This is a genomic window from Longispora fulva (assembly GCF_015751905.1).
GTDB classification, from domain to species: Bacteria; Actinomycetota; Actinomycetes; order Mycobacteriales; family Micromonosporaceae; genus Longispora; species Longispora fulva.
Genome location: NZ_JADOUF010000001.1, coordinates 7,186,167 through 7,204,558 on the forward strand (window position 1 = coordinate 7,186,167; position 18,392 = coordinate 7,204,558).

The window sequence follows — 18,392 nt, forward strand, 5'->3', positions numbered from 1 at the left end:
TCACGGGGAGTAATGCGCATGTCGGGTCCATGGGTGAACTCTGCCTGGCCATCGATCACTCCCCGTACGCGAAGCACCACGGTGGTGCCAGCGCAACGTGCCGGAACGAGTGAACGGGGATCCCGAATGCGTAGAAAAGTGCCATTAAGGGCTAGCCTGCTGGCGCGCGGACTGCTGACCGCGACCGCCTTGGCGACTGCGGCGTCGATGGCGATGTCGACAGCGGGATACGCCGCGCCGGCGCTGGCGTCAGCGGTGCCTCCTGTCGATCCGAGCCCGTCCGCGGCGCTCGTGCAGAAGGCGCGCTACGAGTTCGGGGCTACCCCGTCCGACGGCAAGCTCATGAACGACCTCGGCCAAACCTACGACGCCACCGTGCGCAACGGCGCGACCACGGACGTCGGCAGCGGTTCGGACAGCTGGGCCTCGCCCGGCGCGCCCTGGTACACCTTGGTCCTCGACGGGACCGACGACCACGTGTCCAGCACCGCGACCGTGGCCACCGACTCCTCGTTCACCGTCGCCGCGTGGGTGAAGGTCACCAAGATCGGCGCGAACTACGCCGTGGTCTCCCAGGACGGCACCCGGGTGTCGGGCTACTACCTCAAGGTGAACGCGTCCGGAAAGTGGCAGTTCAGTATTCCGAGGTCGGACTCCGAGACCGCCGCCTGGGACACCGTGACCGGCCCGGCGGCGGTCGTCAACGAGTGGACCCACCTGACCGGCGTGTACGACGCGGCCGGGCAACTCCGCCTCTACGTTAACGGCTTCCAGGCCGGCACCGCGGCGCACACCGCGACCTGGAAGGCCACCGGTGACACCCAGATCGGGCGCTCGCTCTGGGTCGGGGCTCCCGGCGACTACCTGCCGGGCAATGTGGACGAGGTACGGCTCTGGCAGGGCGTGCTGCCCGACATCGCCATCGCCCAGCTCGTCGTGTCCGCGGATACAGCGCGTGCCGACCGCTGCAAGGTCGGCCACTGGCTGCACGCGGGTGGCCCGCAGGTCAAGGCCGTCGCGGGCGCGGCGCTCGCCGGCACGGACGTCGACACCCGGCGGGTCCTCGCCGGCTTCGGCTGGGGATTCTCCCCGCTGGAGAAGGCCGCTGACGCCGACGACGTCGCGCTCCGTGCGGTCGACACCGCGCAGAACGACAGGTACACGGCGTGGCACAACACGCTGGCTTCGTACAAGCTCCCGGCCGGGTCGGACAGCACCGGGTTCGATGTGGCTCCCCAGTACGGCGCGGAGATGCGCAAGTTCCTCTTCGACCGCCAGGACCGGACCTTCCGCCACTACTTCGACGAGCCGCCGGCGCCGAAGCCGACCCCGGCGGCGCTCGACAGGGCGCTGGCGATCCGTGCGGCGCGCGAGGCGGCCGGCGACCAGACGATCTCGTGGCTGTACCCCGAGTGGCGCGTGCGGGCGTGGTCGGCGAACGACATCGCGAAGTTCATCCAGTTCGGCGGGCTGCCCTCGGTCGCGCCGGCGACGGACTCCGTCGAGTACCGGATGGAGGTCGAGGATCTCAAGATCAAGTGGGCCGGGTGCGACAGCACCGACCCGGCGGACCCCGCGGGCGTCCTCGCCAGCGTCACCGCGACCGGCCACGTCGAGTGGCAGGCCGAGTTGGCCGCCCAGGCCCCGCAGCGCGCGACCATCGTCGCCGCGGAGATCCAGGCCGCGAAGGACACCCGGACCGCCTCGGCCGCCATGGTCGAGGCCCAGGGGCAGGCCTGGATCGCCGGTCAGCTCCTGAAGTGGCAGAAGTACTGGCAGGGCGTATCGCAGACCAGCTTGCTCTACCCGAAGCCGGCGGAGTTCACGAAGGCGAACTCCGACCTGGCCGCGGCGCGCGCAGCCGTCGCCGCTCAGCTCACGATCGCGCAGAACGCCGCGGCGTCCGCGAAGACCCAGGCCGACAAGGTCGCCGCCGCGCAGGCCCAGGCGGCCACCGTGGCCACCACCAACGGCACCCCCGTCGGCCGGGGTCTGACCTACGCTCGGCAGACCGCGCAGGTCACCAAGGCTTCGGCGGCGGCAGCCCTGGCCGGTTCCAAGGCCGTCGAGGCCACCCTCAACGCGGTGAAGGCCACCAACGCCGACAGTGCGGCGTTGCAGGCTCTGGCGCAGACCCAGGCGCACGCGCTCCAGGCGGAGTACCAGCGGGCCGCGGCCGTCGAGGCCGCCAGCCAGGCGCACGCCGCAGCCGTGGCGGCCGCCGGTCAGGCCACCCAGGCAGCGGCGGCCGCGGCGAAGGCCAAGGCGGACCGGGCGACGGCCGAGCAGGCCGAACGTACCGCGACCACCGCTGCGGCCGACGCGAAGGCCAAGCGGGGTGTCGCGGAGGCGGAGCGGGCCACCGCGGCCGCGGCCAGGGCCAAGGCGGAGGCGGAGCGTACGAAGGCCGCCCAGTTCGAGGCCCAGGCGCAGACCCAGCAGGGAATCGCGGCGTCGGCGCGGGGGGCCGCGTCCACCGCCGCCGGGACCGCGGCGCAGAAGCGGAGCGAGGCCGAAGCGGCGGAGACCCGGGCCGGCGCGGCACGGGACGCCGCGGTGACCGCCGAGGAACGCCGGGACGCGCTGGAGTCGCGAGCCAGGGCGTACGAGGCAGCGGCGGCCGCAGCTGAGGGAACCTCCGCCGCCGGGGCCGCCCGGACCGCGGCCACCGAGGCGCGGACCGCCGCCACCGAGGCCGGCACGGCGGCGGACGCCGCGCGCTCCGCGGCGACGGCGGCCGGCAACGCCGCGGTCAGCGCGCGTGCGGCGGCGACCCAGGCGACGGGTGCTTCCGAGCGGGCACGTGCCGCGGCGAACGCGGCCGACGCCGATGCGGCGACCGCCTGGTCGGCGTCCTCCACCGCCCACGCGGCGGCCGCCGACGCGATCGTCGCCGCCGACCAGGCCGCGGCGAACGTCAAGGCGGCGCAGGCCCTGGCCGACGCGGCGCTGACCCAGGCCGCGAAGGCGAAGGCTGACGCGGCGACGGCGAGGGTCGAGGCGGACAAGGCGCTGGTGGACAGCGCCCGCGTGGCCGGCCAGGCGTTCGCGGCGACCCAGTCGGCGATCGCGGCGCGGGACGCCGCGATGCAGGCGACGGCACCGGCCAACGAGGCGATCGCGCTGGGTACCCCGTTCCGGACGGCGGACGCCTCGGCGGGCATGGCCGTGCTGGTCGGGCAGTCGGCGTTGACCGTGGCACAGCAGCAGGCGGCCGTGGGCCAGGTGCGGGCCGACGAGGCCGCACGAGCCGCTGCGGCGGCACAGTTGGCCGCGACCCAGGCGGTCGGCGACGCGAAGGTCGCGGCACAGGCGGCCGCGAGCGCTGCCGCCGACGCGGCCAGCGCGGCGACGTCCGTGGAACAGGCTCGCGGGTCGGCGACCCAGGCGGCGACCGACGCCGCCGCGACCCAGAGGGCTGCCGAGAACACGGCCAACCTGTGGGGCCAGACGCAACTGGACGCCTGGGCGGCCGGCAGCGCGGCGTACGCGGCGGCGAGTGACGCGAGCAGTGCTCGGAGTTCGGCGACGGCAGCCGAGCGGGACGCGGCCGGCGCACGTACGGCGGCGAACACCGCGGAAGGCGACGCGAGCGCGGCCAGGGCGTCGGCGACGGCGGCCGAGACCGACGCGACCGCGGCTGAGGCGGCCGCGGCCAACGCGCAGGCGCTCGCCCAGCAGGCGCAGGAGGCGGCCAGTCGGGCCGAGGCGGCACAGCGGGTGGCCTCGGACACGACGAAGCAGTCGGCGAGCGGCCCGTTGCACATGAAGGACGTGGTCACGGACTACTCGGACGTCCAGCACACGATCACGGGTGACGCGTACATGTGCTCGTTCACCGGGCCGATCGACGACCCCCGGTCGGCGTGTGACGTTCCGATCGTCCACCACTTCCACGGCGTCGCCCACTTCTACCTGATGACGTGCAACCTCAAAATCCCCGACCCCACTCCGCAGAACTGCTACAACCACTACTCCCGCACGTTCATCGCCGACCAGAGGATCGACCAGGACATCGCGGACACGATCCACATCACGGGTCGGGCGATGTTCGACCAGGCGCTGGAGAACGCGAAACAACTGTTCATCGGGGACCTGATCAAGTGCATCGACGGAAAGCTGCTCAACTGCGCGATCTTCGCCGCGCTGCTCGTGGTCCCGCCGGGGCTGAAGGCCGCGGCTGAGGCGCTCGAGGTTTTCCGGCTGGCCACGATCACCGGGGTGGGTCTGGACGACGCGTACGCGGTGCTCAAGCTCTCGCAGCTGTCGCCGGCGGCATTGGCCGAGTTGGACGCGCTCAGAGCCGCGTCCAAGGCTCGGATCATCGCGGCGCTGTTCGCCGAACTGACCGCGAACGGCGTGAAGTTCTCCGCGGAGAACATCGTCGCGATCGGGCGGAACCTCGAAGGGAAGATCGTGTTTCTGGAGACGGGGAGCTCGAGGGCCGGCCTCACGCACATTCTGGAGGAGCACGAGGCGGACTTCGCCCGGGTCGGCATTCCGCGCGACGAGGTCGCGAACTTCGTCCTCCGGGCGTGCACCGAAGGTAAACTCGTCGGATATCAGGACCCGAAGCAAACCCGAGGGATCTACGAGTACATGTACAAGGGACTGACCTACCGGGTCGCGGTCACGGTCGGGGACAACGGCTTCATTGTCGGAGCCAACCCGACGGGTTCCGGGGTATGACAGCCGAGCCGCGCTCCGTCCGCGTGATGGCGGACTACGACTGCGACCCGCTCTGGCTGATCGGCGAGGGTTTTTACGCGAACGTCTCGCCGGCCGATCCGCGCCTGAGTCTGACGGCTGACCTGGCCGAAAGCCTGCGGGTCTGGGCCGAGGAGTACACCGGAACTCTGAACCGGAGCGATCCGATTGCGTCCGGCTTCCCCACGCCGGAGGCCGAGCGCGAGTTCGCGGCCCGGGGCGAGGAACTCGCCCGTCGGGTCCGGGCGGAGCTGTCCGCCGAGTGGACGGTGTTCTACTTCGACGAGTCGGTGCGCGAGCACCGGGAGATCGGGTAGGCGCGTAGTGCCGGCGCGGCCCGACGTGACACTTTCACGTCGGGCCGCGCCGTGGGAGCACCGCCCTGCGGACCGAGGCCAGATCGCCGAGGTCGGGGAGCACCGCGTCCGCGCCCGCCGCCTCCAACAGTTCGACGCTGCTTCTCCCCGTCGCCACCCCCACCGCGCGGACTCCCACCTCCAGCGCCGCCGCCACGTCGTGCGGCGTGTCACCGACCACCACCACCTGTTCGGGCGCGAACTGCCGGCGGTGCTTGCGACCGGCCCGGTCCATGGCCGCGTGGATCAGGGGTGCGCGTTCGTAGCCGTCGGGGCCGTAGCCGCCGATCGTGAGGTCCAGGTCCGTGCCGAGGCCGAACACCTCGAGTTTGGCGCGGGCCATCGCCGGCACGTTGCCGGTGACGACGGACTGCAGGGTGCCGGCCTCGGCGAGTACCCGGAGAGTGTCCGCTGCGCCCGGCAGCGCACGGCCGTGGGCGGCCATCTCGTCCCGGTGGGTCTCCGCGGCCACGCTCAGTGCGGTGAAGAACAGTTCGCAGATTTCCTCGGTACCAGTGAGCCCGTGCATGTCGAGCGTGTCCAGGACGATCCGGCGTTCGGTGCGGCCGGCCATGTCGGCGACCTCGCGGAGGGGCTGGCCGGTGATCCGGAGGAAGACGTCGGCGTAGATGCGGTGGCTGACGCCGGGGATGCTGACGAGGGTGTGGTCGATGTCCCAGAGGACGAGCGTGGGCCCGGGTGCGGTCGTCACCCGGCCATCGTCGCACGGGGATCCTCCCCGGGAAACGGCCCGCGCCCCGGTCGCTCAGCGGATCAGGTGGCGTGGAAACGGGCCGCTCAGCCGGCCGGGAAGGGGCGGCGCGGTCACCCCGCGCACCGAAACGGGGCTGCCGGGAAGGGGTCCTGCTCGCTAGGCTTCCGTGCTGCCGCCCGGACGGGCGAAGAGCCGAACGCCGTCCCGCCATTCCGAACGAAGGTAAGCCCCCATGCAACCCACCCCGAGCGTTGACCCCGACGCGTCCGACCTCCGGCCGCCCGGCCCCGACGAATGCCGGTTCTGCGGGGCGCGGCCCGCGGCGAAGGTCACCTTCCGTGGCCACCAGGGCATGATCCTGATCATGCGGTTCCTGCACACCGACGGGCCGTTCTGTCGGGACTGCGGCCTGGCCGTGTTCCGCAGCATGACCGCCAAGACGTTGTACCAGGGCTGGTGGGGATACGCCTCGTTCCTGATCACCCCGGGGATCGTGCTGCTCAACCTGTTCCGCCGGTCCAGGGTGGCCCGGCTGGAGGAGCCGTACGCGACCCCCGGGCTGATCACACCCCAGTCGCGGCCGCTCGACCCGGGCAAGCCGCTGTACCAGCGGCCCGCGATCCTCGGGCTGCTGCTCCCGGTGGCGCTGGTCGCCGCGTTCGTCGCTGTGGTGGCGTCCGACAGCCAGACCGGGGAGTGCGTCCGGGTGTCCGGCAGCCGGGGGACGGTCGTGTCGTGTTCGCAGTCGCACCAGCAGAAGGTGATCGCGACCGTCGAGCGGGACAGCGACTGTCCGGCCGACGCCGAGGGCTACATGGAGTACAACGGCAAGGTGCTCTGCACCAGGGCGGACTAGAGCTTCCAGTAGCCCATGTCGCGGGCGCCCAGGGCGTCGTGCACGGCGATCCGGGCGCCCTTCGCGTAGCCCTTCGGCACATCGAACACGACAGTGCCGGAGGCCTGTTGCCCGGCCGTCAGGTCGACGGCCTCCAGCGCGGGGGCGAACATCGAGACGGTCGGGGTGCCCTTCGTGCCGTCCTGGGCCACGAACCCGAAGCTGAACGGGTTCGCGTGGTAGGTCCCCGTCGTGCACTCGATCAGGATGTCGGCGACGATGTACTCGCCCTTCGGGTTGTCGTACCCGGTGCTGCCGGTGGTCATGGTCTTCGCCGTGCGGACCGTGACCGTGATCGCCGACCGGTCGCCCAGCAGGGTCGAGTCCAGGGCCAGCGGCTGGGACACCGGCACGGTGGCGGTCTGGTCGGCGGTGGCGCGCGGGACCGGGGTCAACGAGGACCCGCCGGTGCAGGCGGGAGCGGCGAACAGGACGCAGGCGCCGAGCGCGCCGCTGGTGAGATTCCGGATGAGGGGCACACGCCATTGTGGATGAATCGCGTGCCGGAACGGAAATAGTGGATCGCCACTGACGAATTCCTAACGAAAGGGCCGCACATTTCCGCCTCCGAATGGTGTGCCCCTCGAACATGTCGAGGGGCACATTTCCGCCTCAGTTCAACAGGAACACATTGGGGCGCAGGCTCGACAACGGGATATCGGTGTTGCGCGCGATCACCTGGGCCAGACTCACGTGGTAGTCGAGGCCGAACACGTCGTGCAGGAACGGCAGTGACGGGTCGGTGTCGTAGAAGAACCTGTCGCCGTCGCGGAGCGCCGTGAACTGCTTCTTCCAGATCGCCAACTGCAACTCCCCGAATTCGGTGCCGGGGACGTGCGGCTCGGCGACCATGCCCACGAACGCGTCCACGTCGTTCACGCTGGAGTAGGACGCGCGCAGCCGGGCGGCCAGCGGGCAGCGCCGGACGGCGGAGGTCGCGCCGTTCTCCGAGCCCACCGGCACCGGGTTGCCGGCGTTGTCGAACAGTGCCGTGAAGTCCAGGCAGTTCGGGTCGTTGTTCTCGTTGCCGGGGGTCAGCAGCGGGTCGGCCGGGAACTGGTCGGACGCCTCGCCCGTGATGCCGGCGAACGTGGTCCGGGCCGGCAGACCGTAGGCCTTGCGGAGCTGGTTGTAACTCGGCATCCCGTGGTCGCGGCCACGCTCGGCGTCGATCGCGCCGAGGTCGACGACGCCCCGGAAGCACCGCGGCAGCGTCGGCCCGTCGAGGCACCCCTCATTGCCGGGCACGGGGACCTGGAACAGCACGCTGCGGAGCTGGTTGTCGATCTGCTCGTCGTTCTTGTACTCCGACTCCGCCCCGATGCCCTGCAGCAGCGGGCCGAGTTGCAGGGAACGCACCAGGTCGGGGTTGAAGAAGGCCACGTTCAGCGGGATCACGAGCTTGACGTTCGTGCCGTCGGGCTCCACCTCGACGCCCTGGGCCTCCATCGCAGCCAACTGCGCGGCCGTGTACCGGCTGGCCTCCGTGGCGACCTCCACCTCGCCGTGGATCTGGCTGTGCGCGCGGTACCCGACAGTCGCGAACTCGTTGCTCAGGTTGGCGTTCGCGAACGGGTTGTAGCCGTCGTAGGCGGGCAGCGCCACGCCCATGGCCGGCAGGAACTCGTTGTAGGTGATGTACTGCTGCTCGGCGATCACGATCCGCCGGGCGATCTGGAACCGGTCCTCCTGCGACAGGAACGACGGCAGCGAGGCCACGATCCGGTTGTGCTCCCGGGCGAACAGGGTCTGGGTGGCCGTCAGCGCGATGTTCTCGTTGGCCCGCACGTCACCGGCCACCACGGCCCGGTTGGGCTGGCCGAACAGCCGGCCGTCGATCGCCATCGTGGGCGCGGTGTTCGGGTCGCCGCGGCTGTCGCGGGTCGGCAGGAAGCCGCCGGGCAGCATGAGCTGGGCGCTGTTGTTGGTCGGGTTGCCGTCCACGGTGCCGGAGCGCAGCCAGTCGAGGCGGAGCGGGTCGTCGCCGTACACCGCCGAGAGGTCGATGTAGGAGCCGACGGTGTTCACCTGCTGGCGGACGCCGGTGCCGGGGGCGGCCTTCGACCGGGTGAACGGCACGACCCCCAGGTCGTTGGTGAACGACTCCAGCGGGTCGGAGGCGTTGAACAGGATGTTCGCCTGCTCGCCGTTGTCGGCGCGCAGCCCGATGGTGTGGTCGATGAACTGGCCCCAGACGAAGCCCCACTGGCTGACGCCGCGCTCGGAGAACACGTTCTGGTGCACGTCGTTGAAGACCCGGTTGCTCAGGTACCGGGTGTTCGGGCCGCTGACGGGCACGCCCTTGCCGTCGGCGTACCGGGCCGGGGCGACCCGGGAGTAGTTCGTGCCGGCCTTGCCCCAGGTGGGGAAGAACGGGTTGTTGCCCGAGCCGTCGAGGCTCTGCACCTCGAACAGGCCGAGGAAGGTGGGGGGCGAGGCGGCGGCCGGGGTCGCCGTCAGGCAGAGAACGATGGTGAGAACGGCGGCTGTGGCCGTACCGAATAGTGCTTTCCGGGGTTTCATCAATTTTCTCCCCTGGATTCGGGCGCAAGGGGTCCCCACAGAGGACCGCCATTTGATAGCGCACCGTGAATAAGTGATCACATGCTGTCACTGGCATTTATGGCTGTCAATAGGAAGTCATCAATGTCTGAATTACTGGTATGGCCTGGCGCTCCATGTGCTGAAAGAGCTTTTCCCCTGTGTTTGGGTTTGGCTCGGATCCATGCGAATTCTGCGAAAAAAGACTGTGCGGCGTGGCCTCGGCCTTGTCGTACCCGTTCACTAGGCTCGGCCCGGTGAACACGCTGTCCGCGCGCGCCCTCAACCGGGCACTCCTCACCCGCCAGCACCTCGTCGAGCGGGTCGCCATGCCGGTCGCGGACATGGTCGAGCACCTCGTCGGGCTCCAGGCACAGGCCCCGCTGCCGCCGTACTTCGGCCTGTGGTCCCGGCTGCAGGACTTCCGGCCGGCCGAGCTGTCCGACGGGATCGCCGACCGCAGCCTGGTCCGGGGCACCCTGATGCGCGGCACCCTGCACCTGGCGACCGCGCGCGACTACCTGGCCCTGCGGCCCGCCATGCAGGGCATGCTGGACAAGGCGCTGCTCGGCAACTTCGCCAAGCGGCTCGTCGGCCGCACCCGCGACGAGATCGTCGCCGCCGGGCGGGAGGCGGTCACCGGCCGGGCCGCCACCCCCGCGGAGATCGGCGAGGCGCTCCTCGACCGGTGGCCCGACGGGGACGCGCCGGCCCTGTCGACCGCGGCCCGGATGTACGTGCCGATGGTCCAGGTCCCGCCGCGCGGCCTGTGGGGCGCGTCCGGTCAGCCCCGGTTCAGCACGGTCGAGGACTGGCTGGGCCGGTCCGTCGACCCCGACCCGGCCCCGGACGAGTTCGTGCTCCGCTACCTCGCGGCGTTCGGCCCCGCGACCAGCAGGGACATCCAGACCTGGTCGTGGCTGACCGGCGTCAGGGCGATCGTGGACCGGGTGCGGCCCCGGCTGCGCACGTTCCGTTCGGAGTCCGGGGCCGAGTTGCTCGACGTGCTCGACGCGCCGCTGCCGGACGCGGACCTGCCGGTGCCTCCCCGGCTCGTCGCGGCCTTCGACAACCTGATCCTGTCGCACGCCGACCGGTCCCGGATCCTGCCCGACGCCCACCGCAAGCGGATCTTCTCCGTGAACGGTCAGATCCCCGCGACCGTCCTGATCGACGGGTTCGTCGCCGGCACCTGGAAGATCACGGACACCGCGCTGCTGATCGAGACCTTCGAGGAGCTGCGGCCGGCCGACAGGGAGGCGCTGGCGGAGGAGGGCGCGGGGCTGCTCGGGTTCGCGGAGGCCGGTACCACCAAGGTGGAATTTTCCCACAGTGCGTAGTCCCGTTCTCCTCTAAGATCGGACCAACGCACCATAAGGTGCGAATGACTCGATGGAAATGAGAATCACGGGGGAAGACATGAGACCTGTCGTGCTCACCGCGCTCGCCACCACCCTGGTCGGCGTCCTGCTGACCGGGTCCCCGGCGGGCGCGGCCGAGTCGCCCGGCGGGGCCGCGCGCGTCGGCGCCGCGTCCGTCGCCCGCGACGAGCCCTGCGACCTGAGCCTGGTCCGCAAGGAGACCCAGAAGCCGACGCCCGTCCCCGGCCACCCGAACCAGCGGGAGGCCAAGCACACGCTCACCGTCACCAACAACAGCCCCGACGAGTGCGTCTACACCGTGGGCGACACGCTGCAGATCCCGCCGACGGTGACCCTGGTGTTCGCCGGCGTGGTCGGCGACGGCGGCCGGGTGCAGAGCCCCGGCGGCTGGAACGGCACCACCCAGACCACGATCGCCCAGGACCAGCCGATCGACGCCGGAGCGAGCCACGTCTGGACGGTCACCTACCGCTACCAGCTCGCGAGGTAGCCGCCCTCAGCGCAGGATGTTGACCGCCCGCGCCACCACCAGCGCCGCCGTGATCAGGGAGACGGCCGACTGCCCCATCATCAGGAACTTGGCCCACCGGGACAGGGGCATCGTGTCCGTCGGACTGAACGCGGCGGCGTTGGTGAACGACACGTACAGGTAGTCGAGGAACTGCGGGTGCCAGCCCTTGCGGGCCACGTTCGGCGTGGCCATCTGCGGGAACAGGAAATCCGGGTCCGGGCACCTCGCCTTCGACCGCGCGGCCGGCCCGCCCCGGTCGAGCTCCCAGAACCACAGCGCGAACACCACCACGTTCGTCACCCACACGCCGGCGCCGTTCAGCAGCAGCACCGGCGGGTCGGCCGGCGCGTGCCCGGTCGCGATCATCCAGACCAGCCGGCCCGCCGCCCACGCCGTGATCAGGCTCGCCACCCCGATCAGCCCCAGGCTCGCCGTCCGGATCATCTTCGACTCGCGGGTGAACCGGGTCGGGTTCGCCGCGAACAACGCGACGAGCAGCACGCACTCCACCCCAGGCAGCAGCCACCACGGCTGGAACGTCAGCTCCTCGCTCAGCGCCACCTGCGCCGCGATCATCACGGCGACCGCCGCGCTCGCCGCCAACCGGTTCTCGCCCGGATGCGGGTCGGCGGTCCAGGTCGTCATGGGCTCCATTGTCACCCCGGATCCGTGGTCGTGTCGGTCCCCGCTGCTAATGTCCGCAGATCAGGAGGGACACGGACGTGACGGAGCTCGCCGAACGGCTGCGCTGGCTGCGGGGCGGGGCCGCGCCGGTGCGGTACACCGCACGGACCATCGCGGCGCTGACCGCCAATCCCGGCTGTGCGCGGCGCGGTCTGCTCGACGCCGCCGGGGTCGACAAGTCCGCCCTGGCGGCCCGGCTCGGGCACCCGGCGCGGTTCGGCCAGTCCCGGTTCGCCATCACCCGCACGCTCGGCTTCGAAAACCGACTGAAAGCAGACGGGTACGCGGAGCTGCTCGCCGCCGTCGGCCTCGCCGGAGCCGAGGTCGTGACCGTCGAGCTGACCCTCGACATCGCCGGCCTGCCCGCGGCCCTCGAACCCGACCTGGTCATCCTCCGCGCCGGGGGCCGGCTGCACGTCGTGCAGATCAAGTCGTTCGCCGTCATCGACGGGCAGGCGCCCGGCGACAAGGTGGCCGCCGCCGCCCGGCAGGCCGCGGTGCACGTCCTGGCCCTGCGCCGCCTCGGCCACGACACCGACCACGAGGTGTCCCTGGTCTGCCCGGAGAACTTCTCCAACGCCCCCGTCGCCCACCGGGTCGACGTGCGGCGCGAGCTGGGCGTCCTCGAACGCCAGCTCGCCCGGCTGGTGGGCGTCGCGGACATCGCTGCCGGACTGCCTGACGGGGCCACGGCCGACGACGCGGTGGCCACCGTCCCCGCGCGGTACGCGCCGGAGTGCCTCGCGGCCTGCGAGCTCGCCTTCTACTGCCGGCAGGAGGCCCGGTGCGCGGGGGAGACCGACACCCTGGGCCGGGCGGTCCGCGACGCGCTCGGCGGGATCGCCTCCGTGGGCGAGGTGACGGCGATCGCCGGCGGCGCTCCGTCGACCGAGCATCCGGAGATCGCGGAGCTGCTGGTGGCGGCCCGGGAGCTTCGCGCGGGTGCTCCGGTCGGTCAGCCGGAGGGTGACCGGTGAGCCTGTTCCAGGCGCTCGCCAAGGTGGACGCGCTGGCCGCCGGGCGGGCCCAGCCGATCGCCTGCGTCCGGCACGTGCACCTCGACGACCGGCCGCTCGTGCTCGTCCCGGTGGCACTGGCGGGGGAGGCCGCGGCGCCGCTGGCGATGATGCTCGGCACGGACCGGGCGGAGCCGGTGCTGCTCGTCGTGCCCCAGCCGAGGGACCGCGCGCTGCGGGCCGAGTTCTTCGAGCGGCTGACCCAGGTGGTGACCGGCTTCGTCGGAGATCTGGGCGGCCACGTGGCCGACGATGCCCCGACCGACGGTGCGGAGAGTGTCTCCGAGCTTGCCGGTGGCCTGCCCGACGTGCAGGTCGTCGTGCCCAACCGGGCCGGGGTCGACTTCCTCCGGCTGCTCGGCCGGGCCACCCGGTTCCGGGACGGCGACCGGATCGGCCGGTGGCTGACGTTCCTCGCCGACCGGGCCGAACACCCGGACTCCTGCCTGCTCGTGGCGGCCACCGAGGCGCTCACCGACCACTGGGCCACCGGCCAGAGTTCCGTCGAGGACGCCCACCTGGCCGGCGTCCTGGGCTGGATCGACGGCCGGCCCGGCGACGAGGACCTCACGGCCGGGCCGACGACGGACCCCGACTTCGACAACCACACCCTTGCCCCGCTGGTCGACGCGTACGACGGGGGCGATCCCGGGGCCGTGGCGCAGATCGAGAAGGCCCTGCACGGGCTGCTCGAACCGGTCTGGGCCCAGGTCTGGCACGCGATCGACCTGCTCCGCGCGCTCCCCGAGGCCCGTAGTGTCCCGGAGCGCTGGCTGTGGGACGTGTCGGAGTACGCGGGCTTCCTCGCCCAGCACGCGCCCCAACCGATCCGGGACTCCCCGGTGGCCGCCGCCGCGCGCCTGGACCGCCTCGAACGGACCCAGGCCCGGGTCGAGGCCCAGCGCGCGTTCGACGACCCGCTCGTGATGGCCGGATACCAGCTGACCGGCGCGGCGTTCCGGGGCACGGTGGTGGCCACGGAGCCGGAGCGCAAGGAGGGCCGGAAGCTGCGGCCCCGGATCACGGTGGCCACGGACCGGCCGGTCCACCTGAGCGGGACCGTGACCAGTCCGACCCGCCGGGCGCAGGCTGCGGAGATCACGGAGATCGACGGCCTGAATGTGGTGTTGACGCTGACCAGCGGCATGGGGCGCGGGGCGGTCCCGGCGGCCGGTAGCGTGCCGGAGGTGGGCGAGGAGCTGGTGTACACGTCGCTGAGCGAGGCGTTCCAGCGTTCAGCGGCGTTCCCCGACGAGACGCCGTGGACGCACGGTGGTTGAGGCGATTCTGGCTGATCTGGACTCGACGGCGCACCGGGGCGTCGTGGTCGACTCCCCGCCGGGGGCCGGCAAGTCCACCCTCGTGGTGCGCGCCGCCCTGCACCTGCGGGGCGACCTGATGATCGTGGCGCAGACCAACGAGCAGGTCGACGACCTGATCGACCGGCTCGCGACGAAGGATCCGCTGGTGTCGATCGGCAGGCTGTCCTCGTCGGCGTACCGGCCGTCGGCCCGGGTGACCAGGGACAACGTCACCATCGGCCAGAAGGTCGCCCAGCTCGACGGCTCGCGGATCACGATCGCGACGGCCGCGAAGTGGGGCACGTTGACCGAGGGTTCGTGGCCGTGGGCGATCGTGGACGAGGCGTACCAGATGAGGTCTGACGCCCTGTTGCGGATCGCGCCCCGGTTCGAGCGGGCGCTGTTCGTGGGCGACCCGGGGCAGCTCGACCCGTTCTCCACCGTGGAGGCGGAGCGCTGGGCGGGGCTGTCGTGGGATCCGTTGCAGAGCGCGGTGTCGGTGCTGCTGCGGCACAACCCCGAGCTGCCGGTGCACCGGTTGCCCGTATCCTGGCGGCTGCCGACCTCGGCGGCCCCGGTCGTCGCGGAGGCGTTCTACCCGTTCACGGGGTTCACCTCCGGCACCGGCCCCGACGACCGGCGCCTGGACCTCGGCCCCGGCTCAGGCTCCGCCCTCGACCGCGCGCTCGACCTGGCCGCCGACACCGGCTGGGCGCTGTACGAACTCCCGGCCCGGCACACCGTCCGCACCGACACCGAGGCGGTGGACGCCGTCGCCGACCTCGCGGCCCGTCTGCTGGCCCGCGGCGCCGTCGGGCACTCCGAGCAGGGTGCGTATCCCCTCACACCGGAGCGGCTCGCGATCGGGGCCGCGCACCGCGACCAGGTGGCGGCGATCCGCGCGGCCCTCGCCGACCGGGGAGTGGCCGTCACGGTGGACACGGCCAACCGGCTCCAGGGTCGCGAGTACGACGTGACGATCGTCCTGCACCCGCTGTCGGGGCGGCGGGACGCGACGGCGTTTCACCTGGAGTCCGGCCGGCTGTGCGTGCTGACGTCCCGGCACCGGCACGCGTGCCTGGTCGTGGCGCGGGCCGGGATCGCGGAGCTGCTCGACGCGCATCCGGCGGCGGGGCCGGTGGCGCTGAACGTGCCGGTGAAGTTCCCGGACGGCTGGGCGGCGAACCAGACGATGATGGCGCACCTGGAATCCCACCGCGTCCCGGCGACCTGACCTGGTCCTTCGCCGGGCCGGCCGGGCCGGCGCGGCCGTGGACCGGTCAGGCCCGGAAGCTGACCTCGGTGCCGTCCGCCCGCCGCAGCTCCCCGCGCCGCACATAGTCCCCGAGGGCCCGCTCCAGCTGCGGGTCCTCCCAGTCGGCCAGCAGCCACAGCCTCCCGGTCCGCGCCGCCTCCGTGACCAGGGTCAACAGCCCTGCCGCCGTGTGCGGCTGGCCGGTGAGCTCGGCCCGGCGCATCAGCCGCTCGAAGAGCTGTTCGCACCGGCGCAGCTGGGCGAGGCTGAGCTGTCGGCGTTGGATCGGGTCCGGGTACTCCACGAACTGGTACAGCGACAGGCTCGCCCGGGTGTGGTGGAACAGGTCCTCGCCCCGGCCCCGGGTGGCCTCGATCTCCTGGAACAGCCGGTTCTCCCGGACGGCGAACCGGATGTCGTCGCCGGGCTGGGCGGCCTGCCGGGCGGCGGCGACGGCCAGGACGCCGATCCCGGCGAGCGGGGCGAGGAGGCACAGCAGGGTGTCGTCGCCGGTGGAGCTCGCGTAGAACACGGTGACGAAGGCGAGCAGGCAGGCGGTCACCGCGGTGGTCCGCGCCGCCGTCCGCATCAGGCCTCCCGGTCATCGAGTCCTGTCCACATTAGGAGGCGCGGACGATTCGGGCCACCCGGTTGACGCGGCCGTGCCCATCCCGCAACCGACCAGGCCCGCATCCTGGGACGGTGCGCGTCTTCCGGGACGCGCTACCGGCCGGCGTTGTGCCTGCTCACCTGTCGCCCCGAGATCCGCGTCGCGAGCCCCGGCGCCAGGCGGGCTCCCCACCACGCCACCCGCCCCGACCACGGTGCCACGATCAGCGCCTTGTTGCGGGCCACACCTCGGAGGATGTCGCGGGCGAGTTTCTCCGCGGAGTACAACGGAACGGGGATCTTGGCTCTGACCTCGCGGCCGATGCTGGTGCCGGGCATGCCGGGGTTGACGTTGTCGAGCAGCGGGGTGTCGACGAAGCTGGGGCACACGGCGCTGACCCTGATCCCCCGGGGTGCGGCTTCGGCCCGCAGCGCCAGGCTGAGGCCGACTACGGCGTGTTTGGTGGTCGTGTAGGGGGCCATCAGGGGCGCGGGGGTGAGCCCGGCCAGGGAGGCGGTGTTGACGATGTGCCCGTGCCCCTGCGCGAGCATCAGCGGGTACGCCGCGTGCACCCCGTGGATCACGCCGCGCAGGTTGACGTCGATGGTGCGGTTCCAGTGTTCGAGGGTGAGTTCCTCGGCGACGCCGCCGGTGGCGATGCCGGCGTTGTTGAAGACGACGTCGATCCGGCCGTGCCGGTCCCAGGCGTCGGCGTAGGCGGTCTGGACGGCTGCGGCGTCGGTGACGTCGAGTTCGACGGAGTCGCAGCCCAACGCGGAGGCGACGACGTGGGTGGCGGGGGAGATGTCGGCGATGACGACCCGGGCGCCACGCGCGACGAGTTCGGTCGCGAGGGCCAGGCCGATGCCGGACGCGCCGCCGGTGATCAGGCAGATCATGGTTTCACCTCGTAGTGGGCGCGGTTGAGTCGGCGGGTGGCGGTGCGGTAGCTCCAGGCGAAGCCGGGCCAGATGCTGCGGTTGACCCCGTGTTCGTCGAGGTACCAGCTCCGACAGCCGCCGGAACTCCACACGGCGGACCGCAGCTTGGTCTGGATCTCGTCGTTGAAGGCGCGCTGGGCCGGCAGTCGGACCTCGACGGTGGCGGCGTTGTCGAGGAGCGCGAGGGCCTGCATCACGTACCGGACCTGTTGTTCGATCATGAATACGACGGAGTTGTGCCCGAGGCCGGTGTTCGGCCCGAGGAGCACGAACGCGTTGGGGAAGCCGTGGATGGCGATCCCGAGGTACGTCTCGATGCCGTCCCGCCACGCGTCGACCAGGTCGAGCCCGTCCCTGCCGGTGATCCGCTGGCCGTTGAGGGCGTCGGTGACGTGGAAGCCGGTGCCGTAGACGATGACGTCGACCTCGCGGTGTTCGCCGTCCTCGGTGACGATGCCGGTCGGGGTGACGTGCGAGATGCCGTCGGTGATCAGGTCGACGTGCGGCCGGTTGAGGGCCGGGTAGTAGTCGTTGGAGATCAGGATCCGCTTGCAGCCGATGGTGTAGTCGGGGGTCAACCGGGCCCGCAGGTCGGCGGACGGCACCTGTCGGCGCAGGTGGGCCCGTGCGACCATCGCGGCGACGCCCATCAGTCTGGGGTGCACGAAGCCGAGCGCCCTGCTCTCCAGCCGCCAGAAGATGGTGCCGCGGTAGAGCTTCTGGACGGCGGGCAGCGCCCGGTAGAGCGCCTGTTCCCAGCGGCCGATCCTGCGGTCGGCCTTGGGGATGATCCACGGGGGTGTGCGCTGGTAGACGTCGACCTTCGCCGCCGTGGCCGCGAGCCGGGGCACGAACTGGACGGCGCTGGCCCCGGTGCCGATCACGGCGACCCGTTTGCCCTTCAGGTCCACCCCGTGGTCCCACTCGGCCGAGTGGAAGGCGCGGCCGTCGAAGGTCTCCAGACCCTTGATCTTCGGGTACGACGGCAGGTGCAGCGCCCCGATCCCCAGCACCACGGCCCGGGCCTTCACGGTCTTCCCGTCGGCGAGGGTGACCGTCCAGTGGTCGTCGGCGAACGTCGCCCCGGTGACCTCGGCCCCGTACCGGATGTGCCGGGTCACGCCGTACTTGTCGGAGGTGGCGCGCAGGTAGTCCCAGATCTCCTCCTGCCGGGGGAAGGCCCTGGTCCAGGCGGGGTTCTGCTCGAAGGAGAAGGAGTACATGTGTGACTGCACGTCGCAGGCGCAGCCGGGGTAGGTGTTGTCCCGCCAGGTCCCGCCCAGGTCGGTGGCCTTCTCGAGGATCACGAAGTTGTCCCGGCCGGCCTTCTTCAGGGCGATGGCCATGCCGAGCCCGGAGAAGCCGGTCCCGACGATGATCACGTCATACATCCATCCTCCTCTACTTGTCGGTAACATACCCTCCTTACCTACTCATGGGTAGGGTGTGACTTGGAGTAGCCGCACGATCTCTCGGCG

Annotated in this window: 15 protein-coding genes; 8 read left to right on the forward strand and 7 right to left on the reverse strand. The window is 71.6% G+C overall.

Annotated features, from left to right (window positions below; all coding sequences use genetic code 11):
* Positions 1–213 precede the first annotated feature (213 nt).
* Positions 214–4,689 carry a LamG domain-containing protein gene (locus IW245_RS33220; RefSeq protein ID WP_197007066.1) on the forward strand — a complete coding sequence of 1,492 codons (4,476 nt, stop codon included), beginning with the start codon at positions 214–216 and terminating at the stop codon, positions 4,687–4,689.
* Positions 4,686–5,024: an immunity protein CdiI family protein gene (locus IW245_RS33225; RefSeq protein WP_197007067.1), complete on the forward strand. Its 339-nt coding sequence runs from the start codon at positions 4,686–4,688 to the stop codon at positions 5,022–5,024. The genes IW245_RS33220 and IW245_RS33225 overlap by 4 nt, the downstream gene beginning before the upstream one ends.
* 34 nt (positions 5,025–5,058) lie before the next feature.
* On the opposite strand, the gene IW245_RS33230 is transcribed toward IW245_RS33225, so the two are convergent.
* On the reverse strand, positions 5,059–5,775 hold the full coding sequence (locus IW245_RS33230) for an HAD family hydrolase (RefSeq protein ID WP_197007068.1): 717 nt from the start codon (positions 5,773–5,775) through the stop codon (positions 5,059–5,061).
* 235 nt (positions 5,776–6,010) lie between these two features.
* On the opposite strand from IW245_RS33230, the gene IW245_RS33235 reads away from it, so the two are divergent.
* Positions 6,011–6,634, forward strand: a complete 624-nt coding sequence (locus IW245_RS33235) for a hypothetical protein (protein WP_197007069.1) — start codon at positions 6,011–6,013, stop codon at positions 6,632–6,634.
* On the opposite strand, the gene IW245_RS41175 is transcribed toward IW245_RS33235, so the two are convergent.
* Positions 6,631–7,152: a DUF4352 domain-containing protein gene (locus IW245_RS41175; protein WP_197007070.1), complete on the reverse strand. Its 522-nt coding sequence runs from the start codon at positions 7,150–7,152 to the stop codon at positions 6,631–6,633. The two genes, IW245_RS33235 and IW245_RS41175, sit on opposite strands and share 4 nt — an antisense overlap.
* Positions 7,153–7,285: 133 nt before the next feature.
* On the reverse strand, positions 7,286–9,196 hold the full coding sequence (locus IW245_RS33245; protein WP_197007071.1) for a peroxidase family protein: 1,911 nt from the start codon (positions 9,194–9,196) through the stop codon (positions 7,286–7,288).
* Positions 9,197–9,471: 275 nt separating this feature from the next.
* Between IW245_RS33245 and IW245_RS33250 the strand changes: the two genes are divergently transcribed.
* Positions 9,472–10,554 (forward strand): winged helix DNA-binding domain-containing protein, encoded by a 1,083-nt coding sequence (locus IW245_RS33250; protein WP_233472680.1) that lies wholly within the window; start codon positions 9,472–9,474, stop codon positions 10,552–10,554.
* Positions 10,555–10,633: 79 nt separating this feature from the next.
* The gene (locus IW245_RS33255; protein ID WP_197007072.1) at positions 10,634–11,086 is read left to right on the forward strand and encodes a hypothetical protein; all 453 of its coding nucleotides are present in this window, start codon (positions 10,634–10,636) and stop codon (positions 11,084–11,086) included.
* 6 nt (positions 11,087–11,092) lie between these two features.
* Here the strand turns inward: IW245_RS33255 and IW245_RS33260 are convergent, their stop codons facing one another.
* The gene (locus tag IW245_RS33260) at positions 11,093–11,752 is read right to left on the reverse strand and encodes a hypothetical protein (RefSeq protein ID WP_231399018.1); all 660 of its coding nucleotides are present in this window, start codon (positions 11,750–11,752) and stop codon (positions 11,093–11,095) included.
* A gap of 77 nt (positions 11,753–11,829) precedes the next feature.
* On the opposite strand from IW245_RS33260, the gene IW245_RS33265 reads away from it, so the two are divergent.
* Genes IW245_RS33265 through IW245_RS33275 form a run of 3 tightly spaced genes read left to right on the forward strand, consistent with a single transcriptional unit; the run spans position 11,830 to position 15,342 of the window.
* A complete protein-coding gene (locus IW245_RS33265; protein ID WP_197007073.1) occupies positions 11,830–12,768 on the forward strand; it encodes a hypothetical protein in 939 nt (312 codons plus the stop codon).
* Positions 12,765–14,087, forward strand: coding sequence for a hypothetical protein (locus IW245_RS33270; protein ID WP_197007074.1), 1,323 nt, complete (start codon positions 12,765–12,767; stop codon positions 14,085–14,087). The genes IW245_RS33265 and IW245_RS33270 overlap by 4 nt, the downstream gene beginning before the upstream one ends.
* A complete protein-coding gene (locus tag IW245_RS33275; protein ID WP_197007075.1) occupies positions 14,080–15,342 on the forward strand; it encodes an AAA domain-containing protein in 1,263 nt (420 codons plus the stop codon). The genes IW245_RS33270 and IW245_RS33275 overlap by 8 nt, the downstream gene beginning before the upstream one ends.
* A 46-nt stretch (positions 15,343–15,388) precedes the next feature.
* Here IW245_RS33275 and IW245_RS33280 read toward each other — a convergent pair whose 3' ends face one another.
* The 3 genes from IW245_RS33280 to IW245_RS33290 all read right to left on the reverse strand — a co-directional run bounded on the left by IW245_RS33280 (position 15,389) and on the right by IW245_RS33290 (position 18,305).
* The gene (locus IW245_RS33280; RefSeq protein WP_197007076.1) at positions 15,389–15,952 is read right to left on the reverse strand and encodes a hypothetical protein; all 564 of its coding nucleotides are present in this window, start codon (positions 15,950–15,952) and stop codon (positions 15,389–15,391) included.
* 134 nt (positions 15,953–16,086) lie between these two features.
* Complete coding sequence (locus tag IW245_RS33285) at positions 16,087–16,872, reverse strand: SDR family NAD(P)-dependent oxidoreductase (protein WP_197007077.1); 786 nt, start codon at positions 16,870–16,872, stop codon at positions 16,087–16,089.
* Positions 16,869–18,305, reverse strand: coding sequence for a flavin-containing monooxygenase (locus IW245_RS33290; protein WP_197007078.1), 1,437 nt, complete (start codon positions 18,303–18,305; stop codon positions 16,869–16,871). The genes IW245_RS33285 and IW245_RS33290 overlap by 4 nt, the downstream gene beginning before the upstream one ends.
* Positions 18,306–18,392 lie beyond the last annotated feature (87 nt).